Origin of the sequence: Nitrogeniibacter aestuarii, from assembly GCF_017309585.1 — a bacterium.
GTDB lineage: Bacteria > Pseudomonadota > Gammaproteobacteria > Burkholderiales > Rhodocyclaceae > Nitrogeniibacter > Nitrogeniibacter aestuarii.
On record NZ_CP071321.1, the window covers coordinates 1,920,294 to 1,933,928 of the forward strand.

Below are 13,635 nucleotides of genomic sequence, written 5' to 3' on the forward strand. Positions count from 1 at the left end.
ATCCGGGCACCGTCTCCTGCAACATCAAGGAATGACATGCGGTGCCATAATGAGGGTGCTTTCAGGCGGCGCCGCCAGGTGCTTGCAAAGAGATAACGAACAAGTTTGAGGAGCTCGGTTTTGAAGATTCTGGTTCCCGTAAAACGGGTGGTCGATTACAACGTCAAGGTGCGCGTCAAGAGCGATAACACCGGCGTGGATGTGGCCAACGTGAAGATGAGCATGAACCCCTTCGATGAAATCGCTGTGGAAGAAGCAGTGCGTCTGAAGGAAGCCGGTATTGCCACCGAGGTGGTGGCGGTATCGTGCGGCGTTGCCCAGTGTCAGGAAACGCTGCGCACGGCGATGGCCATCGGCGCTGATCGCGGCATTCTGGTGCAGACGGACGAGGAGTTGCAGCCGCTGGCGGTGGCCAAGCTGCTCAAGGCCATCTGCGAGAAGGAAAATCCCGAATTGGTGGTGCTGGGCAAGCAGGCGATTGACGACGACGCCAACCAGACCGGTCAGATGCTCGCATCGATGATGAAGCTGCCGCAGGCAACTTTCGCGTCCAAGGTGGCGATTGCCGACGGCAAGGCCACGGTGACGCGTGAGATTGACGGCGGACTCGAGACACTGACCATGCCGTTGCCGGCCATCGTGACCACCGACCTGCGTCTGAACGAGCCGCGCTACGCCACGCTGCCGAACATCATGAAGGCCAAGAAGAAGCCGCTGGACAACTTCACCCCGGTCGATCTCGGGGTTGATGTCAGCCCGCGCCTCAAGACCCTGAAGGTTGAAGAGCCGCCCAAGCGTAGCGCTGGTGTGAAGGTTGCGGATGTGGCCGAACTGGTCGCCAAACTCAAGAACGAAGCGAAGGTGATCTGACCATGAGTATTCTTGTCATCGCAGAACACGACAACGCCGAAGTCAAGGCGTCCACCCTGAACGCCATCGCAGCCGCAAAGGCCATCGGTGGCGACATCGATCTGCTCGTCGCCGGTAGCGGTTGCGGTGCCGTGGCCGAGGCCGTCGCCAGGCTCGATGGTGTCACCAGGGTGCTGGTGGCCGATGCGGCCCACTACGCCGATCAGGGCGCCGAGAACGTGGCCGAACTCATCTCGTCGCGGGCGTCCGGGTACAGCCATGTGCTGGCGCCGGCAACCACCTTCGGCAAGAACGTGCTGCCGCGTGTGGCTGCCACGCTGGATGTGGCGCAGATCTCCGACATCATCGCAGTGGAATCGGCGGACACGTTCAAGCGCCCGATCTATGCCGGCAATGCCATTGCCACCGTGCAGAGTGCGGATGCCGTCAAGGTGATCACCGTGCGGACCACCGCGTTCGAGGCCGTGGGCGAGGGTGGCTCGGCGAGCGTCGAGGCGATTGACGCGGCCGTCGATACCGGCATGTCGTCGCTGGTTGGCCGCGAGCTGACGGTGTCGGAGCGTCCCGAGCTGGGCGCTGCAGGCATCATCGTCTCCGGCGGCCGCGGTCTGGGCAGTGGGGAAAACTATCACCAGCTGCTCGAGCCGCTGGCCGACAAACTCGGCGCTGCGCTGGGTGCCAGCCGTGCGGCTGTGGATGCCGGCTACGTGCCGAACGACTATCAGGTGGGTCAGACCGGCAAGATCGTCGCCCCGCAGCTGTACGTGGCCATCGGTATCTCCGGTGCCATCCAGCACCTGGCCGGCATGAAAGACTCCAAGGTGATCGTGGCGATCAACAAAGACGAGGAAGCGCCAATCTTCCAGGTGGCCGACTACGGGCTTGTGGCCGACCTGTTCGAGGCGGTCCCGGCGCTGACCGGCGAGCTGGGCTGAGAGGCCTGTTCAGGTGAATCTGGCTGCCGAGCTGTTTCCGGCCGCCTGGCTCTGGAGCGCGGGCCTGATCGCGCTGGCAGTGGCTGTGTGGATGGTGCGCACGGGGCCCTGGGCCTCGTTGCGAGAGCCGGTTCGCCTGAACCTCTTTCTCGGCTGTGGCGTCATGCTGGCGCTGGTCTGGAGCCTCAAGGCCGGAGTCAATCCCGGACTCGATATCCATCTGCTCGGTGCCATGGTCGTCACGCTGGTGATGGGCCCGCAACTGGGCATGGCCGCGCTGGGGCTTGCCCTGGCGGGTGTCACGCTCAACGGCGGCGCTGAATGGTTGGCGTTTCCGATCAACTGGCTGGTGATGGCGGTGGTGCCCGTTGCAGTTGCCAATACGTACTTCCGATTGATCGAGCGGTTCGCCCCGAAGCATTTTTTTGTGTTCATTTTCGTGATCGCGTTTTTCGGCAGTGCCATCACGGCACTCGCTCAAGGCGTGTTTGCATCAACCGTACTGTGGGCGGCAGGGGCCTACACCTACGATTTCCTGATGGCGCAATACCTGCCGTTCTTCCTGCTGCTGGGTTTCTCCGAAGCCTGGTTGTCGGGGGCTGCGGTCACCATGATGGTGGTGTTTCGCCCGGGTTGGGTCATCCGCTTCGATGACCAGGTCTATCTGTGGAACAAATAGGTGAGGGCCGGTCGGCCACACCAAGGTGAGGAGAAGAGAGAATGAGTGAGTATCGCGCCCCGATCCGGGACATGCAGTTCGTCATGAAGGAGCTGGCCGGGCTCGACCAGGTGGCTCAGTTGCCCGGTTGTGAGGAGGCTTCCGAGGATCTGGTGGATGCCATCCTGGAAGAGGCTGGCAAGTTTGCATCCGGTGTGCTGTCACCCCTGAACCGGGTGGGCGACAAGGAAGGTGCCAAGTGGAATGACGGTGAAGTCACCACGGCACCGGGCTGGAAAGAGGCCTATACCCAGTTCGCCGAGTCAGGCTGGACCTCACTCGCGTGCGATCCGGACTACGGTGGTCAGGGCCTGCCCAAAATCATCAATGTGGCTGTCATGGAGATGTGGAAATCGGCCAACATGGCCTTTTCCCTGTGCCCGATGCTCACCACCGGTGCCATCGAAGCGCTGATGTTGCGCGGGACCGATGAACAGAAAGCCACTTACCTGACCAAGATGGTCAGCGGCGAGTGGACCGGTACGATGAACCTCACGGAGCCGGCTGCAGGTTCCGACCTGGCCGCCGTGCGCACCAAGGCAGAACCGCAAGGCGACGGCAGCTACAAGATATTCGGCCAGAAAATCTTCATCACCTACGGCGAGCACGACATGACGGACAACATCGTCCATCTGGTGCTGGCTCGTCTGCCGGACGCACCCGAGGGCGTGAAGGGCATCTCCCTGTTCGTCGTGCCCAAATTCATGGTCAAGGACGACGGTTCGCTCGGTGAGCGCAATGATGTCAAGTGCGTGTCCATCGAGCACAAGCTCGGGATTCACGCCAGTCCGACCTGCGTCCTGGCCTTTGGCGATAACGGTGGTGCCGTCGGCTATCTGGTAGGTGAAGCCAACCGGGGTCTCGAGTACATGTTCATCATGATGAACGAAGCCCGTTTCGCGGTGGGCATGGAGGGGGTCGCCCTCTCCGAACGTGCCTATCAGCAGGCCGTGTGGTATGCCAAGGATCGCGTCCAGGGGACCGAAGCTGGCGTGCGCGGGGGGCCGAAAGTGCCGATCATCCGTCACGCGGACGTTCGTCGTCTGCTCATGAGCATGCGCTCTCAGACCGAGGCCATGCGTGCGGTGGCCTATGTGGTGGCGGCAGCGACCGACGTGGCACATTGCCATCCGGACGAGGGTGAGCGTCAGCGCGCGCAGGCCTTTGTGGATCTGATGATCCCGGTCGTGAAGGGCTGGAGCACCGAGAACTCGGTGGATATCGCCTCCATGGGTGTCCAGGTGCATGGCGGTATGGGCTTCATCGAGGAGACCGGCGCCGCCCAGCATCTGCGTGATGCGCGCATCACGCCGATCTACGAAGGCACCACTGCGATTCAGGCCAATGACCTGATCGGCCGCAAGATCGCCCGTGAAAAAGGCGTCACGATCAAGGCTGTGATTGAAGATATGCGCGGCACGGTGCAGGCCCTCGGCGGCCAGGATGCACCGGCGTTCGCGGCCATGGCCACGAGCCTGACCGAGGGCATCAACGCGCTCGAGGCGGCCGTTGAATACATCCTTGCCACTTACGCAGATGACATCAAGGCCGCTTCTGTCGGTTCCGTGCCGATGCTCAAGCTGCTCGGTATCGTTGCAGGGGGCTGGCAGATGGCGCGCGCTGCGTTGGCGAGCCAGAAACAGATCGATGGTGGCAGCTCAGATGCGTTCTATGCCAACAAGATCGTGACGGCGCGGTTTTTCGCCGATCACGTCCTGTCCCAGGCGGCCGGCCTGTCCTACACCATTCTCAATGGTGCGGAGGGCGCTCTGGCACTCGAGGACGACGCGTTCTGAACGACGTAGGGGAATAAAAAAGGGAGCGCGCTGCGCTCCCTTTTTTTGTTGGTAGAAAACCCGGGCCGGGTTACTCGACCTTTGCAGCCTGACGGAGCGCAGTGATGTGCTCTTCGAGTTTCTGGCTCTGCAGACGTTGCTTGATCTGCGGGGCGATCTTGTCGAACTCGGGTGCATCCAGCTTGCGGGTGTCTTCCACGCGGATGATGTGCCAGCCGAAGTTGCTCTGGACCGGCGTCTTGGTCATCTCGCCCTTCTTGAGGCTCGTCATGGCTTCGGAGAAGGCCGGCACATACATGCCCGGGCTGCTCCAGCCCAGATCGCCGCCGCGCTCCTTGGAGCCGGGGTCGGTAGACTCGGCTTTGGCGACGTCTTCAAACTTGTCGCCCGCTTCGATCTTGGCGATAAGCGCCTTGGCCTTGGCTTCATCCTCGACCAGGATGTGGCTGACCTTGTACTCGGTGTCACCCAGACGCGCCTTCATGTCGTCGTACGCTTTCTTCACGTCGGCATCGGTGACCTGGTTGGTATTCACGAAGTCCTGCAGGTAAGCGCGCAGCACAACCGCCTGTCGGGCCAGTTCGATCTGGGTCTGGACTTCAGCCTGCTTGTCGATGCCTTTCTTCTTGGCGGCCTGGAAGAGAATCTCGCGTCGGACAAGTTCTTCTCGCACGGCATCGCGCAGTTCCTGGGAATCCGGCGCGCCCTTGGCGGTCTGCTCGGCCATCATGGTGTCGGCGTAGGCTTGGGGGATGGCCTTGCCATTGACCTTGGCCACGGTGTCTGCGGCCATGGCACCCGTGGTGGCAGCACCGGACACGAGCAGGGCAATGAGGGTCTTGCGGAACAGCTTCATCTGGAATCCTTCTATCTGTGCGATCACAGTTCGTCAGGGGTGCTGGCCTTGATGGCCAACGCGTGGATTGCGGCAGGCATCAGTTCGCCCACAGCAGCGTAGATCATGCGATGGCGGGCAAGGGTATTCTTGCCGGCAAACGCCGTTGAGACGATGTCGACGCGATAGTGGCCGCCACCGTCTCGAGCGCCGGCGTGGCCGGCGTGCAGGTGGGAGTCGTCATGAACGGTGAGCGACTCGGGGCTCAGGGCCGCGCGCAGCAAGGTGTCGATACGTTCGACCGTCGAACTCACGGTAGCACCTTCTTGAACGGCTTCACGGTGGTGCGTGCGAACACGCCTTCGATCACGTAGGGGTCCTGGGCCAGCCAGGCCTCGGCGTCGGCCAGCGACGCGAATTCAGCCACCACGAGCGAGCCCGAGAACCCGGCCGGACCCGGATCGGGCGAATCGATGGCGGGGCAGGGGCCGGCGATCAGCAGGCGGCCCTCGTCCTTGAGTGCATTCAGCCGGGCCAGATGCTCGGGTCGCGCGGCCATGCGGGCTTCAAGGGAGTCCGGGGCGTCTTCCCCGATCATTGCGTAGTACATCATTTGCTTTCTTCTTCCAGATGGCGCGACAGGTAGAGGCCCTGCACGACGACGAACACGAGCATCAGGCCCGTTCCGCCAAAGAGCTTGAAGTTGACCCAGGTGGACTCTTCGAAATTGAACGCAACATAGAGGTTGAGGACCCCCATGACGACGAAGAAGCCGGCCCAGGCCAGATTGAGCTGTTTCCATACCGGCTCGGGCAGTTGCATCTGCGCTTCGAGCACGGCGCGAATGAGGTTCTTGCCGAAAAGCACGGGTGCCAGCGCGAGCACGAGGGCGAACAACCAGTACACCGCCGTGGGCTTCCACTTGATGAACACCGGATCATGAAAGGCGAGGGTGGCGCCGCCAAGCAGCGTCACGATCACCAGGGTTACCCAGAGCATGGTGTCGACCTTGCGGTGCTTGAGCCAGACGATGCCGATCTGTATGAAGGTGGCGATGATGGTCACCGCCGTGGCGATCAGGATCGGTGCCTGCTTGGCTGGAATGTCGGTGCCCAGCATCTGAGACGCGAATTGACCCGCGGCGGTCTCGTCCAGTCCGGCGAGCTTGTAGGCGCCGAAGAACAGCAGCACGGGCATGAGGTCGAATAGGAATTTCATGGCCGGGGATTATACGGCGTTGATCTTTCAGGCGTCTTGCGACGGAGCTTCGGGCTGATTGCGCATGAAATCAGCCGTGCCGAACAGGGCTTCGATGAGCTTCTCGCGCAGGACTTCGTCATCCACATGTTCTTCGAGGGCCATGCGCATGCACATCATCCACTGATCGCGCTCGCGGCTGGCGATCGGGAATGGCAGGTGGCGTGCTCGCAGGCGCGGGTGGCCGTAACGATCAATGTACAGCGAAGGCCCTCCCAGCCAGCCGGAAAGGAACATGAACAGCTTGTCCGCCGATCCACTCAGGTCCTCCGGGTGGAGCTTGCGGATCTCCCAGGCTTCGGGCAGCTCGTCCATGAGCTGATAGAAGCGGTCCACGATGGTACGGAGGCGGGTTTCTCCGCCGATGAGTTCATATACCGTGGGTTGATTGATGGATTCAGACACCTTGAGCCTCGATGATCTCGAGCCGCATTGACCGGCAGCGCATCGAAATGAATGGAAACAGCGCGTCGGGTGCCGGCCCCGACGCAAACACGCATTCTAGCCTGTTCGATTTGACGATGTTCTTCAGCTTTTCTGGGGGGCTGCTGTCGGCAGGGTGATGGATGCAATCAGACCGCCGCCCGGATGGTTGGCCATATCGAAGCGCCCATCGTGGCCGCGCGCGAAACGGTCGACAATCGCCAGGCCCAGTCCGGCGCCCTGCGTGTTGCCGCGTGCCTCGTCAAGTCGCACGAAGGGGCGTTTGAGCCGTTCGATCTGATCGACCGGAATGCCCGGGCCTTCGTCGCGCACCGAGATCTTCCATCCGTTCTCCACCGGTTCGGTGGTGATCCGGATGATCTGGTCGTCATGGCCGTATCGCTCCGCATTGTCGATGAGGTTGCGCAAGGCGCGTCGCAGCGGCAGCATGCGGGCCAGCACGGCAGCCGCCGGGTGCACATTGGTCTCGATGGTGTGGCCACGCAGACGGTCCCCGGAGACCACGTCTTCGATCAGTGGCTTGAGTTCGATGGCCTCCGGTTGTGCCTCATCGCTGCGACCATAGTCCACGAACTGGCCGATCACCCGGTCCATCTCCTCGATGTCGCTGACCATGGCGGCGATGTCGTCGTCCGGCGCTCCACTCATTTCCACCCCCAGGCGCAAGCGGGCCAGCGGGGTGCGCAGATCGTGAGAGACGCCGGCGAGGATCACCGCCCGGTCATTTTCCAGTTGGGCCAGGTCGCCGGCCATCTGGTTGAAGGCCGTGGCCACTTCGGCGATCTCGCCCGGTTCATCCTCGGAGAGCTTGGGGGGGTGCTTGCCTCGACCGATGAGTCGGGCCGCGTGCGCCATGCGACGAAGTGGACCACTGATACGGAACACGATGATGTAGGCGCCGACCACGGCAAAGCCCATGGTGGCGACACCCCAACCCAGCCATTCGAGCGGCCGCGGCCGCTGGATGCGCTCTGCGGGCAGCATGACCCAGTATTCGTCCGAATCGCTCGGATCGAGGCGAAAGCTGACCCAGAAGCCCTCAAGGCCCTCCCAGCTGCTGGCAAACCGGGTACGTGCGCCAAGTTGCTGACGCACTTCCCTGATCAGCAGATTCATGGCCCGGGTGTCCGGGAGCGATTCGATACGATCACCCGCTTCGGCCGGATAGACACGAATGCCCTCCATGGCGGTCAGGTCGATCAGCAGTTCGAGGCGACGGTCTGCATCGGCGTTGATCAGCGCGGTACGCGTGAGATTCACCACGCTGGTGACCGTTTGCGCCAGGTCGCGCGCACGTGGCGCCTGCTCGAAGTGACGCACGATCTGTGACCACGCGCCGAAGGCCAGAAGCAGCAGCATGGTGAGCATGGCAAAGGTCTGCCACAGCAGCGTACGGGGCAGCAGGGAAGGTTTGCCGTGCGGAGGGGGCATGCGGGTCAGCGGGTCAGTGAGAGCCTGCGGCACGAGTCAGGGACAGTCCGGGAACGGACTGCCCCAGCGATGAAGCGCGGATCGTGATCAGTCGGCCTTGGTGCCGTCGGGCACGAAGACGTAGCCGAAGCCCCAGACCGTCTGGATATAGCGGGGCTTGCTCGGGTCGTCTTCAACCATTTTGCGCAGACGGGAGATCTGCACGTCAATGGCGCGATCGAAGACGCCATACTCGCGACCGCGAGCCAGTTCCATCAGCTTGTCGCGCGAAAGGGGCTGGCGCGGGTGCTGGACGAGCACCTTGAGAAGCGAAAACTCGCCGGTGGTCAGCGTGATTTCCTCGCTGCCCTTGACCAGGGTTCGATTACCCAGATTGACCGTCACCGAACCGAACTCGACGATCTCGTCGTCCATGGTCGGCGCCCCTGGCAATTGCTGTGGCTGACGCCGCATGACGGCCTGGATGCGCGCGACCAGTTCACGGGGGTTGAACGGCTTGGGCAGGTAATCGTCGGCGCCCATTTCCAGGCCGACGATACGATCCACATCATCGCCCTTGGCGGTGAGCATGATGATGGGCGTGGCGTCCTCGGCCGCGCGCAGGCGGCGGCAGATCGCCAGGCCGTCTTCACCCGGCAGCATCAGGTCCAGAACGATGAGGTCGTAGTGCTCACGATGCAGCGCCCGGTCCATGGCGGTACTGTCCACCACGGCCTTGACGGTGTACCCTTGCTCGGACAGATAGCGAGAGAGGAGATCGCGCAGGCGTGCGTCGTCGTCAACAACGAGGACGCGGCAACGTGTCTTTGTGCTGGCTAGTGTATTCATGGGCTGCATCGTATCCAGTGCCTTGCCGACGCGCTAGCGAAAACAGGTGGGCAAGGAAATTTATGCGTAACCGTTCGTAAGATCACACTTGAGGCGCAACAAAGGCTTACACGCACGTTGGCCTCTCGCTAGAATCCAAGTATGAATCAAACCTGCCGCTAAAGGCATTGTCACTTTCAAAGATCATCTCATGACCCGAGTCCGATTCGCTCCCTGCCGACTGCTGCCACTGGCCACCGTGCTGGCCGGCCTCGTCGTGTCGGTTGCCCATGCGGGGCCGATGCATGACTCGCCGACGGGCGCAGCAACATCAGGCCCGGTCGTGATCGCCAATCCGCCGATCGTGGTCGAGGCGCCTCGTGACCGCTTTGGTGGTGTGCGTGCGAGTGTCAGTGACTTTGCCCATGTGGATGGCGCCCAGATGCCGCGTCGCTCGCTCAGCGACGAAGAGCGGCAGGAAATGCGTCGTCAGATCGACGAAGCCATCCGCAAGGCCTACCCGCGACGTCGGGCTCAGGACTGACCGCCGGTCGCCTCCGACGGGTACAATCCCGTCTCGATGAAACTCCTTGGCATTGAATCTTCCTGCGAAGTTGTCTCCGTAGCGCTTTCGCTCGATGGCTACATCGAGCAACGTCCCGTTCATGGCGGCAAGAATGCGTCTGAAACCCTGATTCCGACGATCATGCGCCTGCTGGCGGACATGGGCCTGAGCCTTGCAGCGCTTGACGGCATCGTCCTGGGGGCCGGACCCGGAGCATTTACCGGTTTGCGTCTTGGTTGCAGTGTCGCGCAGGGGTTCTCCCTGTCGGCCGATCTCCCCATACTGCCCGTCTGTTCGCTTGAGGCCATTGCACTGGATCAGGCGCGGCCGCGGGTGCTTGTGGTCACCGACGCACGCATGGGCGAGACCTACCATGCGGCCTACGCCTGCGATGGCGAGACGGTGGTAACGTCGGTGGCACCGGCGTGCGCGCCGCCCGAATCGGTCGTGCTGCCCGACAGTGGCACCTGGTGGGTGGCCGGATCGGCGCTTGGTGCCTATCCGGATCGATTGTCCCTTGAGTCGGCACGTGTTGACGGGGTCGATGCCAATGCCTTGCCGCAAGCCAGCGCACTGGTGCGACTGGCCATGGCGCGTAGCCTGAGTGAAGCCGTCGATGCCGTGCATGCCGCGCCGTTGTATGTGCGTGACAAGGTCGCCTTGACCACTGCAGAGCGGCTCGCCCGGGGAGGGAAGGCGTGAGTGTGGTGACGGCCGCGCGCTTGCGCCCCATGTGCTCTGAAGATGTTTCCTGGGTGATGCTCCACGAGCCTCAGCTGTATCCCTATCCCTGGTCGGCGGGCAATTTCTCCGATTCCCTGTCAGCGGGCTATCTGTGCCGAATCCTGGAAGTGGACGGTCAGGCGGCCGGGTACGCGGTCATGATGCTGATTCTCGACGAAGCCCATCTGCTCAATATCAGTGTCGTTGCCGAGCATCACGGGAAGGGCTTTGGACATCTGCTGTTGCAGCGCATGTGCGACGAAGCGCATCTAGCGGGCGCGTGCCAATGTTTCCTCGAGGTGCGGCCGAGCAACACGCCGGCAATGTCGCTCTACGAACGCTTCGGATTTACGCCGATCGGCCGGCGTCGTGGCTACTATCCGGCGCCTGAAGGGCGCGAGGATGCAGTGGTGATGAGGCTGGCACTATGAATGCGCGTCGTGACAGCATCCTGAGGGAAATGGGGCTTGGGCCGATCTGGCGGCTGCGGGGTGCGCCCGGCGACGAGGCCGATGCGTTCGACCCGGCCAATGAGCAGGCGCCGCCCGATACTTCGGTCGAAGAGGCGCCTGCGGTCGTAGCGCCGGTCGTGGATGCTCAGGTTCGCCCGCGGGAGCAACCTTTGCGTGCCGAGTCGCCTGCGCCTGCGCCGCAACCGGCACGTGAACGCTCGCCTGCCGTCAATGCGGATGCTGTTGGCGGCATGGGCTGGGATGAGCTCACCCAGGAAATCCTCGCCTGCAAAGCGTGTCGCCTGTGTGAGCAGCGCCGTCAGGCCGTACCCGGTGTGGGTGACCGGCAGGCTGACTGGCTGTTCGTGGGTGAGGGCCCTGGCGCGGAAGAGGACGCCAGAGGCGAGCCGTTTGTCGGTAAAGCCGGGCAATTGCTCGACGCCATGATGTCGGCCATCGGCATCAAGCGTGGCGACAACGTCTATATCGCCAATACGGTCAAGTGCCGCCCCCCGGCCAACCGCACGCCCGAGGTTGAAGAACTCGCTGCGTGCTTCCCCTATCTGGCGCGCCAGATCGCGTTGATCCGTCCTCGACTGATCGTCGCCCTTGGCCGGCCGGCGGCACAAAGTCTGTTAAATACCGACATCCGGATTGCGTCTGCGCGGGGCAAGTGTTTTGATTACGACGGCATTCCGGTGGTGGTGACCTATCACCCGGCATATTTGTTGAGAAATCCCATGGACAAGGCCAAAGCCTGGGAAGACCTTTGTTTCGCGCGCCGCGAGATGGCGCGCCTGGCTGGTGGAGAGAATTGATGAAGACCGTGCGTCTGTTTGCGCTCATGCTGGTGGCAGCGGTGCTGTCGGGTTGTGGATACAACACCATTCAGGTCAACGACGAGAAGGTGACGGCCGCCTGGGCCGAGGTCCTCAATCAGTACAAGCGTCGCGCCGATCTGGTGCCGAATCTGGTCAATGTGGTCCGCGGTTATGCCGATCATGAGCGCGAAGTGCTCACCCAGGTGACTGAGGCGCGTTCCCGGGTGGCTGGCATTCAGGTCACGCCGGAACTCATCAACGACGAAGCGGCCATGGCGAAGTTCCAGCAGGCCCAGGCGAATCTCTCCGGTGCGCTGTCGCGCCTTCTGGTCACCGTCGAGCGGTATCCCGATCTCAAGGCAGACCAGAATTTCCGCGATCTTCAGGCCCAGCTCGAGGGTACCGAGAACCGTATCGCCGTGGCCCGCAATCGCTTCATCCAGTCGGTGCAGGAATACAACGTTTCGGTGCGCACCTTCCCGAACAACCTCACGGCCATGATCTTCGGCTATGAGCGCAAGGCCAGCTTCACGGTTGAAGACGAAGCGACCATCAGCCAGCCGCCGACCGTCGACTTCAAGAAGCAGTAAGGTCCGATGCGTTTGAACCTGCGCAGGCTGAGCCTGCGCGCGCTGCTTGGCCTGTGGCTCGTGATGTTTGCGGGGCTTGCGCTGGCGCAGGGCCTGCAGCCCATCCCGGCGCTGAAAGCGCGTGTCACCGACCTGACGGGCGTGCTCGACGCAGGCGCGCGCTCTATGATCGAGTTGAAGCTCAAGAATTTCGAAGCCGACACCGGGAGCCAGATTGCCGTGTTGCTGGTGCAGAGCACCAAACCGGAAGCGATCGAGCAGTTCAGTATCCGGGTCGTGGACCAGTGGAAGCTCGGGCGACAAGGTGTCGACGACGGTGTGCTGCTGCTGGTCGCGCTGCAGGACCGCAAGTTGCGTATCGAGGTAGGGCGGGGTCTGGAGGGCGCCATCACCGATGCCCAGGCAAATCGCATCATCGACGACACCATTTCTCCATTCTTTCGACAGGGGCGCTTTGCGGACGGGATCAATGCCGGTGTAGACGCATTGATCGGGCTTGCTCGCGGTGAGCCCCTGCCGCCACCCAAGCTCGGCGCCAGAGGCTCGAACGACGCGGACTTTGGTCAGCTCTTGATGATGACCATGATTCTGGCGATGTTCCTCGGGCCGATCCTGCGTTCCATGTTCGGCCGCATGGGCGGCAGTGGCGTCGCTGCCCTCGCCGGTGGTGGCTACTGGTTCATGGCCACGACTGCACTGGGCATGGCTGGCGTGGGTGCAGTGGTCGCCGCGCTGGCAGTACTGATGCTGGGCGGGCGGGGCGGCGGTGGGCCATGGATCACCGGTTCCGGTCACGGTGGTGGCTTCGGTGGCAGCGGTGGCTGGTCCGGGGGCGGTGGCTTTTCCGGTGGCGGCGGTGGATTCAGCGGCGGTGGCGCCTCGGGAGGTTGGTGATGTCATTGACGCGTTTTCTTCGCCATCTGTCCTTGCCAGGCTGGATCGTTCGCAAACACTTTCCTGAAGACTTGCTGACCCGGATCGAACGCTCGATTCGTGCCTCGGAGAGTGACCATCGGGGCGAGATCGGTATCGCCATCGAAGGCGGGCTGGAGCTGGCGGACCTGTGGCGGGGCGTGACGCCGCGTCAGCGTGCCTTGGCGGCCTTTGCCTCACTGGGCATCTGGGATACCGAAGAAAACACGGGTGTGCTCATCTACATCCAGTTTGCCGATCATGCCGTCGAGATCGTCGCGGACCGCGGGATCAATCGTCATGTCTCTCAGGCGCAGTGGGACGAGATTTGCCGTGCGCTTGAAACGCACTTCAAGCGAGGCGACTTTGCCGCCGGTTGCGAGGTTGCGGTCAGGGCGATTGGCGAACTCATCGAAGCGCATTTCCCCAAGGGGGAGAACAACCCCGACGAGTTACCGAACCGTCCGGTCATCCTCTGA

At 62.5% G+C, this 13,635-nt stretch carries 18 protein-coding genes; 11 read left to right on the forward strand and 7 right to left on the reverse strand.

Going from position 1 to position 13,635, the window contains the following annotated elements; translation table 11 throughout:
• The first annotated feature begins 120 nt into the window (after positions 1 to 120).
• The 4 genes from J0W34_RS08875 to J0W34_RS08890 are packed head-to-tail and all read left to right on the forward strand — an operon-like array spanning position 121 to position 4,319.
• The gene (locus J0W34_RS08875; protein ID WP_230971417.1) at positions 121 to 870 is read left to right on the forward strand and encodes an electron transfer flavoprotein subunit beta/FixA family protein; all 750 of its coding nucleotides are present in this window, start codon (positions 121 to 123) and stop codon (positions 868 to 870) included.
• A 2-nt stretch (positions 871 to 872) separates the two neighbouring features.
• On the forward strand, positions 873 to 1,805 hold the full coding sequence (locus J0W34_RS08880; RefSeq protein WP_230971418.1) for an electron transfer flavoprotein subunit alpha/FixB family protein: 933 nt from the start codon (positions 873 to 875) through the stop codon (positions 1,803 to 1,805).
• A gap of 13 nt (positions 1,806 to 1,818) precedes the next feature.
• Positions 1,819 to 2,484 (forward strand): energy-coupling factor ABC transporter permease, encoded by a 666-nt coding sequence (locus tag J0W34_RS08885; RefSeq protein WP_227814878.1) that lies wholly within the window; start codon positions 1,819 to 1,821, stop codon positions 2,482 to 2,484.
• Positions 2,485 to 2,525: 41 nt separating this feature from the next.
• Positions 2,526 to 4,319, forward strand: a complete 1,794-nt coding sequence (locus J0W34_RS08890; protein ID WP_230971419.1) for an acyl-CoA dehydrogenase — start codon at positions 2,526 to 2,528, stop codon at positions 4,317 to 4,319.
• 70 nt (positions 4,320 to 4,389) lie between these two features.
• On the opposite strand, the gene J0W34_RS08895 is transcribed toward J0W34_RS08890, so the two are convergent.
• The 7 genes from J0W34_RS08895 to ompR form a co-directional block, all read right to left on the reverse strand.
• Complete coding sequence (locus tag J0W34_RS08895) at positions 4,390 to 5,175, reverse strand: peptidylprolyl isomerase (protein ID WP_227814876.1); 786 nt, start codon at positions 5,173 to 5,175, stop codon at positions 4,390 to 4,392.
• A gap of 23 nt (positions 5,176 to 5,198) precedes the next feature.
• Positions 5,199 to 5,468, reverse strand: a complete 270-nt coding sequence (locus J0W34_RS08900) for a BolA family protein (protein WP_227814875.1) — start codon at positions 5,466 to 5,468, stop codon at positions 5,199 to 5,201.
• Positions 5,465 to 5,764, reverse strand: a complete 300-nt coding sequence (locus J0W34_RS08905) for a YciI family protein (RefSeq protein WP_227815108.1) — start codon at positions 5,762 to 5,764, stop codon at positions 5,465 to 5,467. Before J0W34_RS08905 ends, J0W34_RS08900 begins: the two co-directional genes overlap by 4 nt.
• Positions 5,764 to 6,372: a septation protein A gene (locus J0W34_RS08910; protein WP_227814874.1), complete on the reverse strand. Its 609-nt coding sequence runs from the start codon at positions 6,370 to 6,372 to the stop codon at positions 5,764 to 5,766. The genes J0W34_RS08905 and J0W34_RS08910 overlap by 1 nt, the downstream gene beginning before the upstream one ends.
• Positions 6,373 to 6,399: 27 nt before the next feature.
• The gene (locus tag J0W34_RS08915) at positions 6,400 to 6,816 is read right to left on the reverse strand and encodes a group II truncated hemoglobin (protein WP_456238058.1); all 417 of its coding nucleotides are present in this window, start codon (positions 6,814 to 6,816) and stop codon (positions 6,400 to 6,402) included.
• A gap of 123 nt (positions 6,817 to 6,939) precedes the next feature.
• Entirely contained in the window at positions 6,940 to 8,286 is a 1,347-nt protein-coding gene (locus tag J0W34_RS08920; protein ID WP_230971420.1) for an ATP-binding protein, read from the reverse strand.
• Positions 8,287 to 8,373: 87 nt separating this feature from the next.
• Positions 8,374 to 9,114 carry an osmolarity response regulator transcription factor OmpR gene (gene ompR, locus J0W34_RS08925; protein ID WP_227814872.1) on the reverse strand — a complete coding sequence of 247 codons (741 nt, stop codon included), beginning with the start codon at positions 9,112 to 9,114 and terminating at the stop codon, positions 8,374 to 8,376.
• 190 nt (positions 9,115 to 9,304) lie between these two features.
• Here ompR and J0W34_RS08930 point away from each other — a divergent pair, with 190 nt between their 5' ends.
• From J0W34_RS08930 to J0W34_RS08960, 7 genes are read left to right on the forward strand one after another with little or no spacing between them, the layout of a single operon-like run.
• Positions 9,305 to 9,637 carry a hypothetical protein gene (locus J0W34_RS08930; RefSeq protein ID WP_230971421.1) on the forward strand — a complete coding sequence of 111 codons (333 nt, stop codon included), beginning with the start codon at positions 9,305 to 9,307 and terminating at the stop codon, positions 9,635 to 9,637.
• Positions 9,638 to 9,673: 36 nt separating this feature from the next.
• The gene (gene tsaB / locus J0W34_RS08935; RefSeq protein ID WP_230971422.1) at positions 9,674 to 10,360 is read left to right on the forward strand and encodes a tRNA (adenosine(37)-N6)-threonylcarbamoyltransferase complex dimerization subunit type 1 TsaB; all 687 of its coding nucleotides are present in this window, start codon (positions 9,674 to 9,676) and stop codon (positions 10,358 to 10,360) included.
• Positions 10,357 to 10,812 (forward strand): ribosomal protein S18-alanine N-acetyltransferase, encoded by a 456-nt coding sequence (gene rimI, locus J0W34_RS08940; RefSeq protein WP_230971423.1) that lies wholly within the window; start codon positions 10,357 to 10,359, stop codon positions 10,810 to 10,812. Before tsaB ends, rimI begins: the two co-directional genes overlap by 4 nt.
• Complete coding sequence (locus J0W34_RS08945) at positions 10,809 to 11,651, forward strand: uracil-DNA glycosylase (RefSeq protein WP_230971424.1); 843 nt, start codon at positions 10,809 to 10,811, stop codon at positions 11,649 to 11,651. The genes rimI and J0W34_RS08945 overlap by 4 nt, the downstream gene beginning before the upstream one ends.
• Positions 11,651 to 12,244 carry a LemA family protein gene (locus tag J0W34_RS08950; protein WP_227814867.1) on the forward strand — a complete coding sequence of 198 codons (594 nt, stop codon included), beginning with the start codon at positions 11,651 to 11,653 and terminating at the stop codon, positions 12,242 to 12,244. Before J0W34_RS08945 ends, J0W34_RS08950 begins: the two co-directional genes overlap by 1 nt.
• Before the next feature lie 6 nt (positions 12,245 to 12,250).
• A complete protein-coding gene (locus tag J0W34_RS08955) occupies positions 12,251 to 13,138 on the forward strand; it encodes a TPM domain-containing protein (RefSeq protein ID WP_230971425.1) in 888 nt (295 codons plus the stop codon).
• On the forward strand, positions 13,138 to 13,635 hold the full coding sequence (locus tag J0W34_RS08960) for a TPM domain-containing protein (RefSeq protein WP_230971426.1): 498 nt from the start codon (positions 13,138 to 13,140) through the stop codon (positions 13,633 to 13,635). The genes J0W34_RS08955 and J0W34_RS08960 overlap by 1 nt, the downstream gene beginning before the upstream one ends.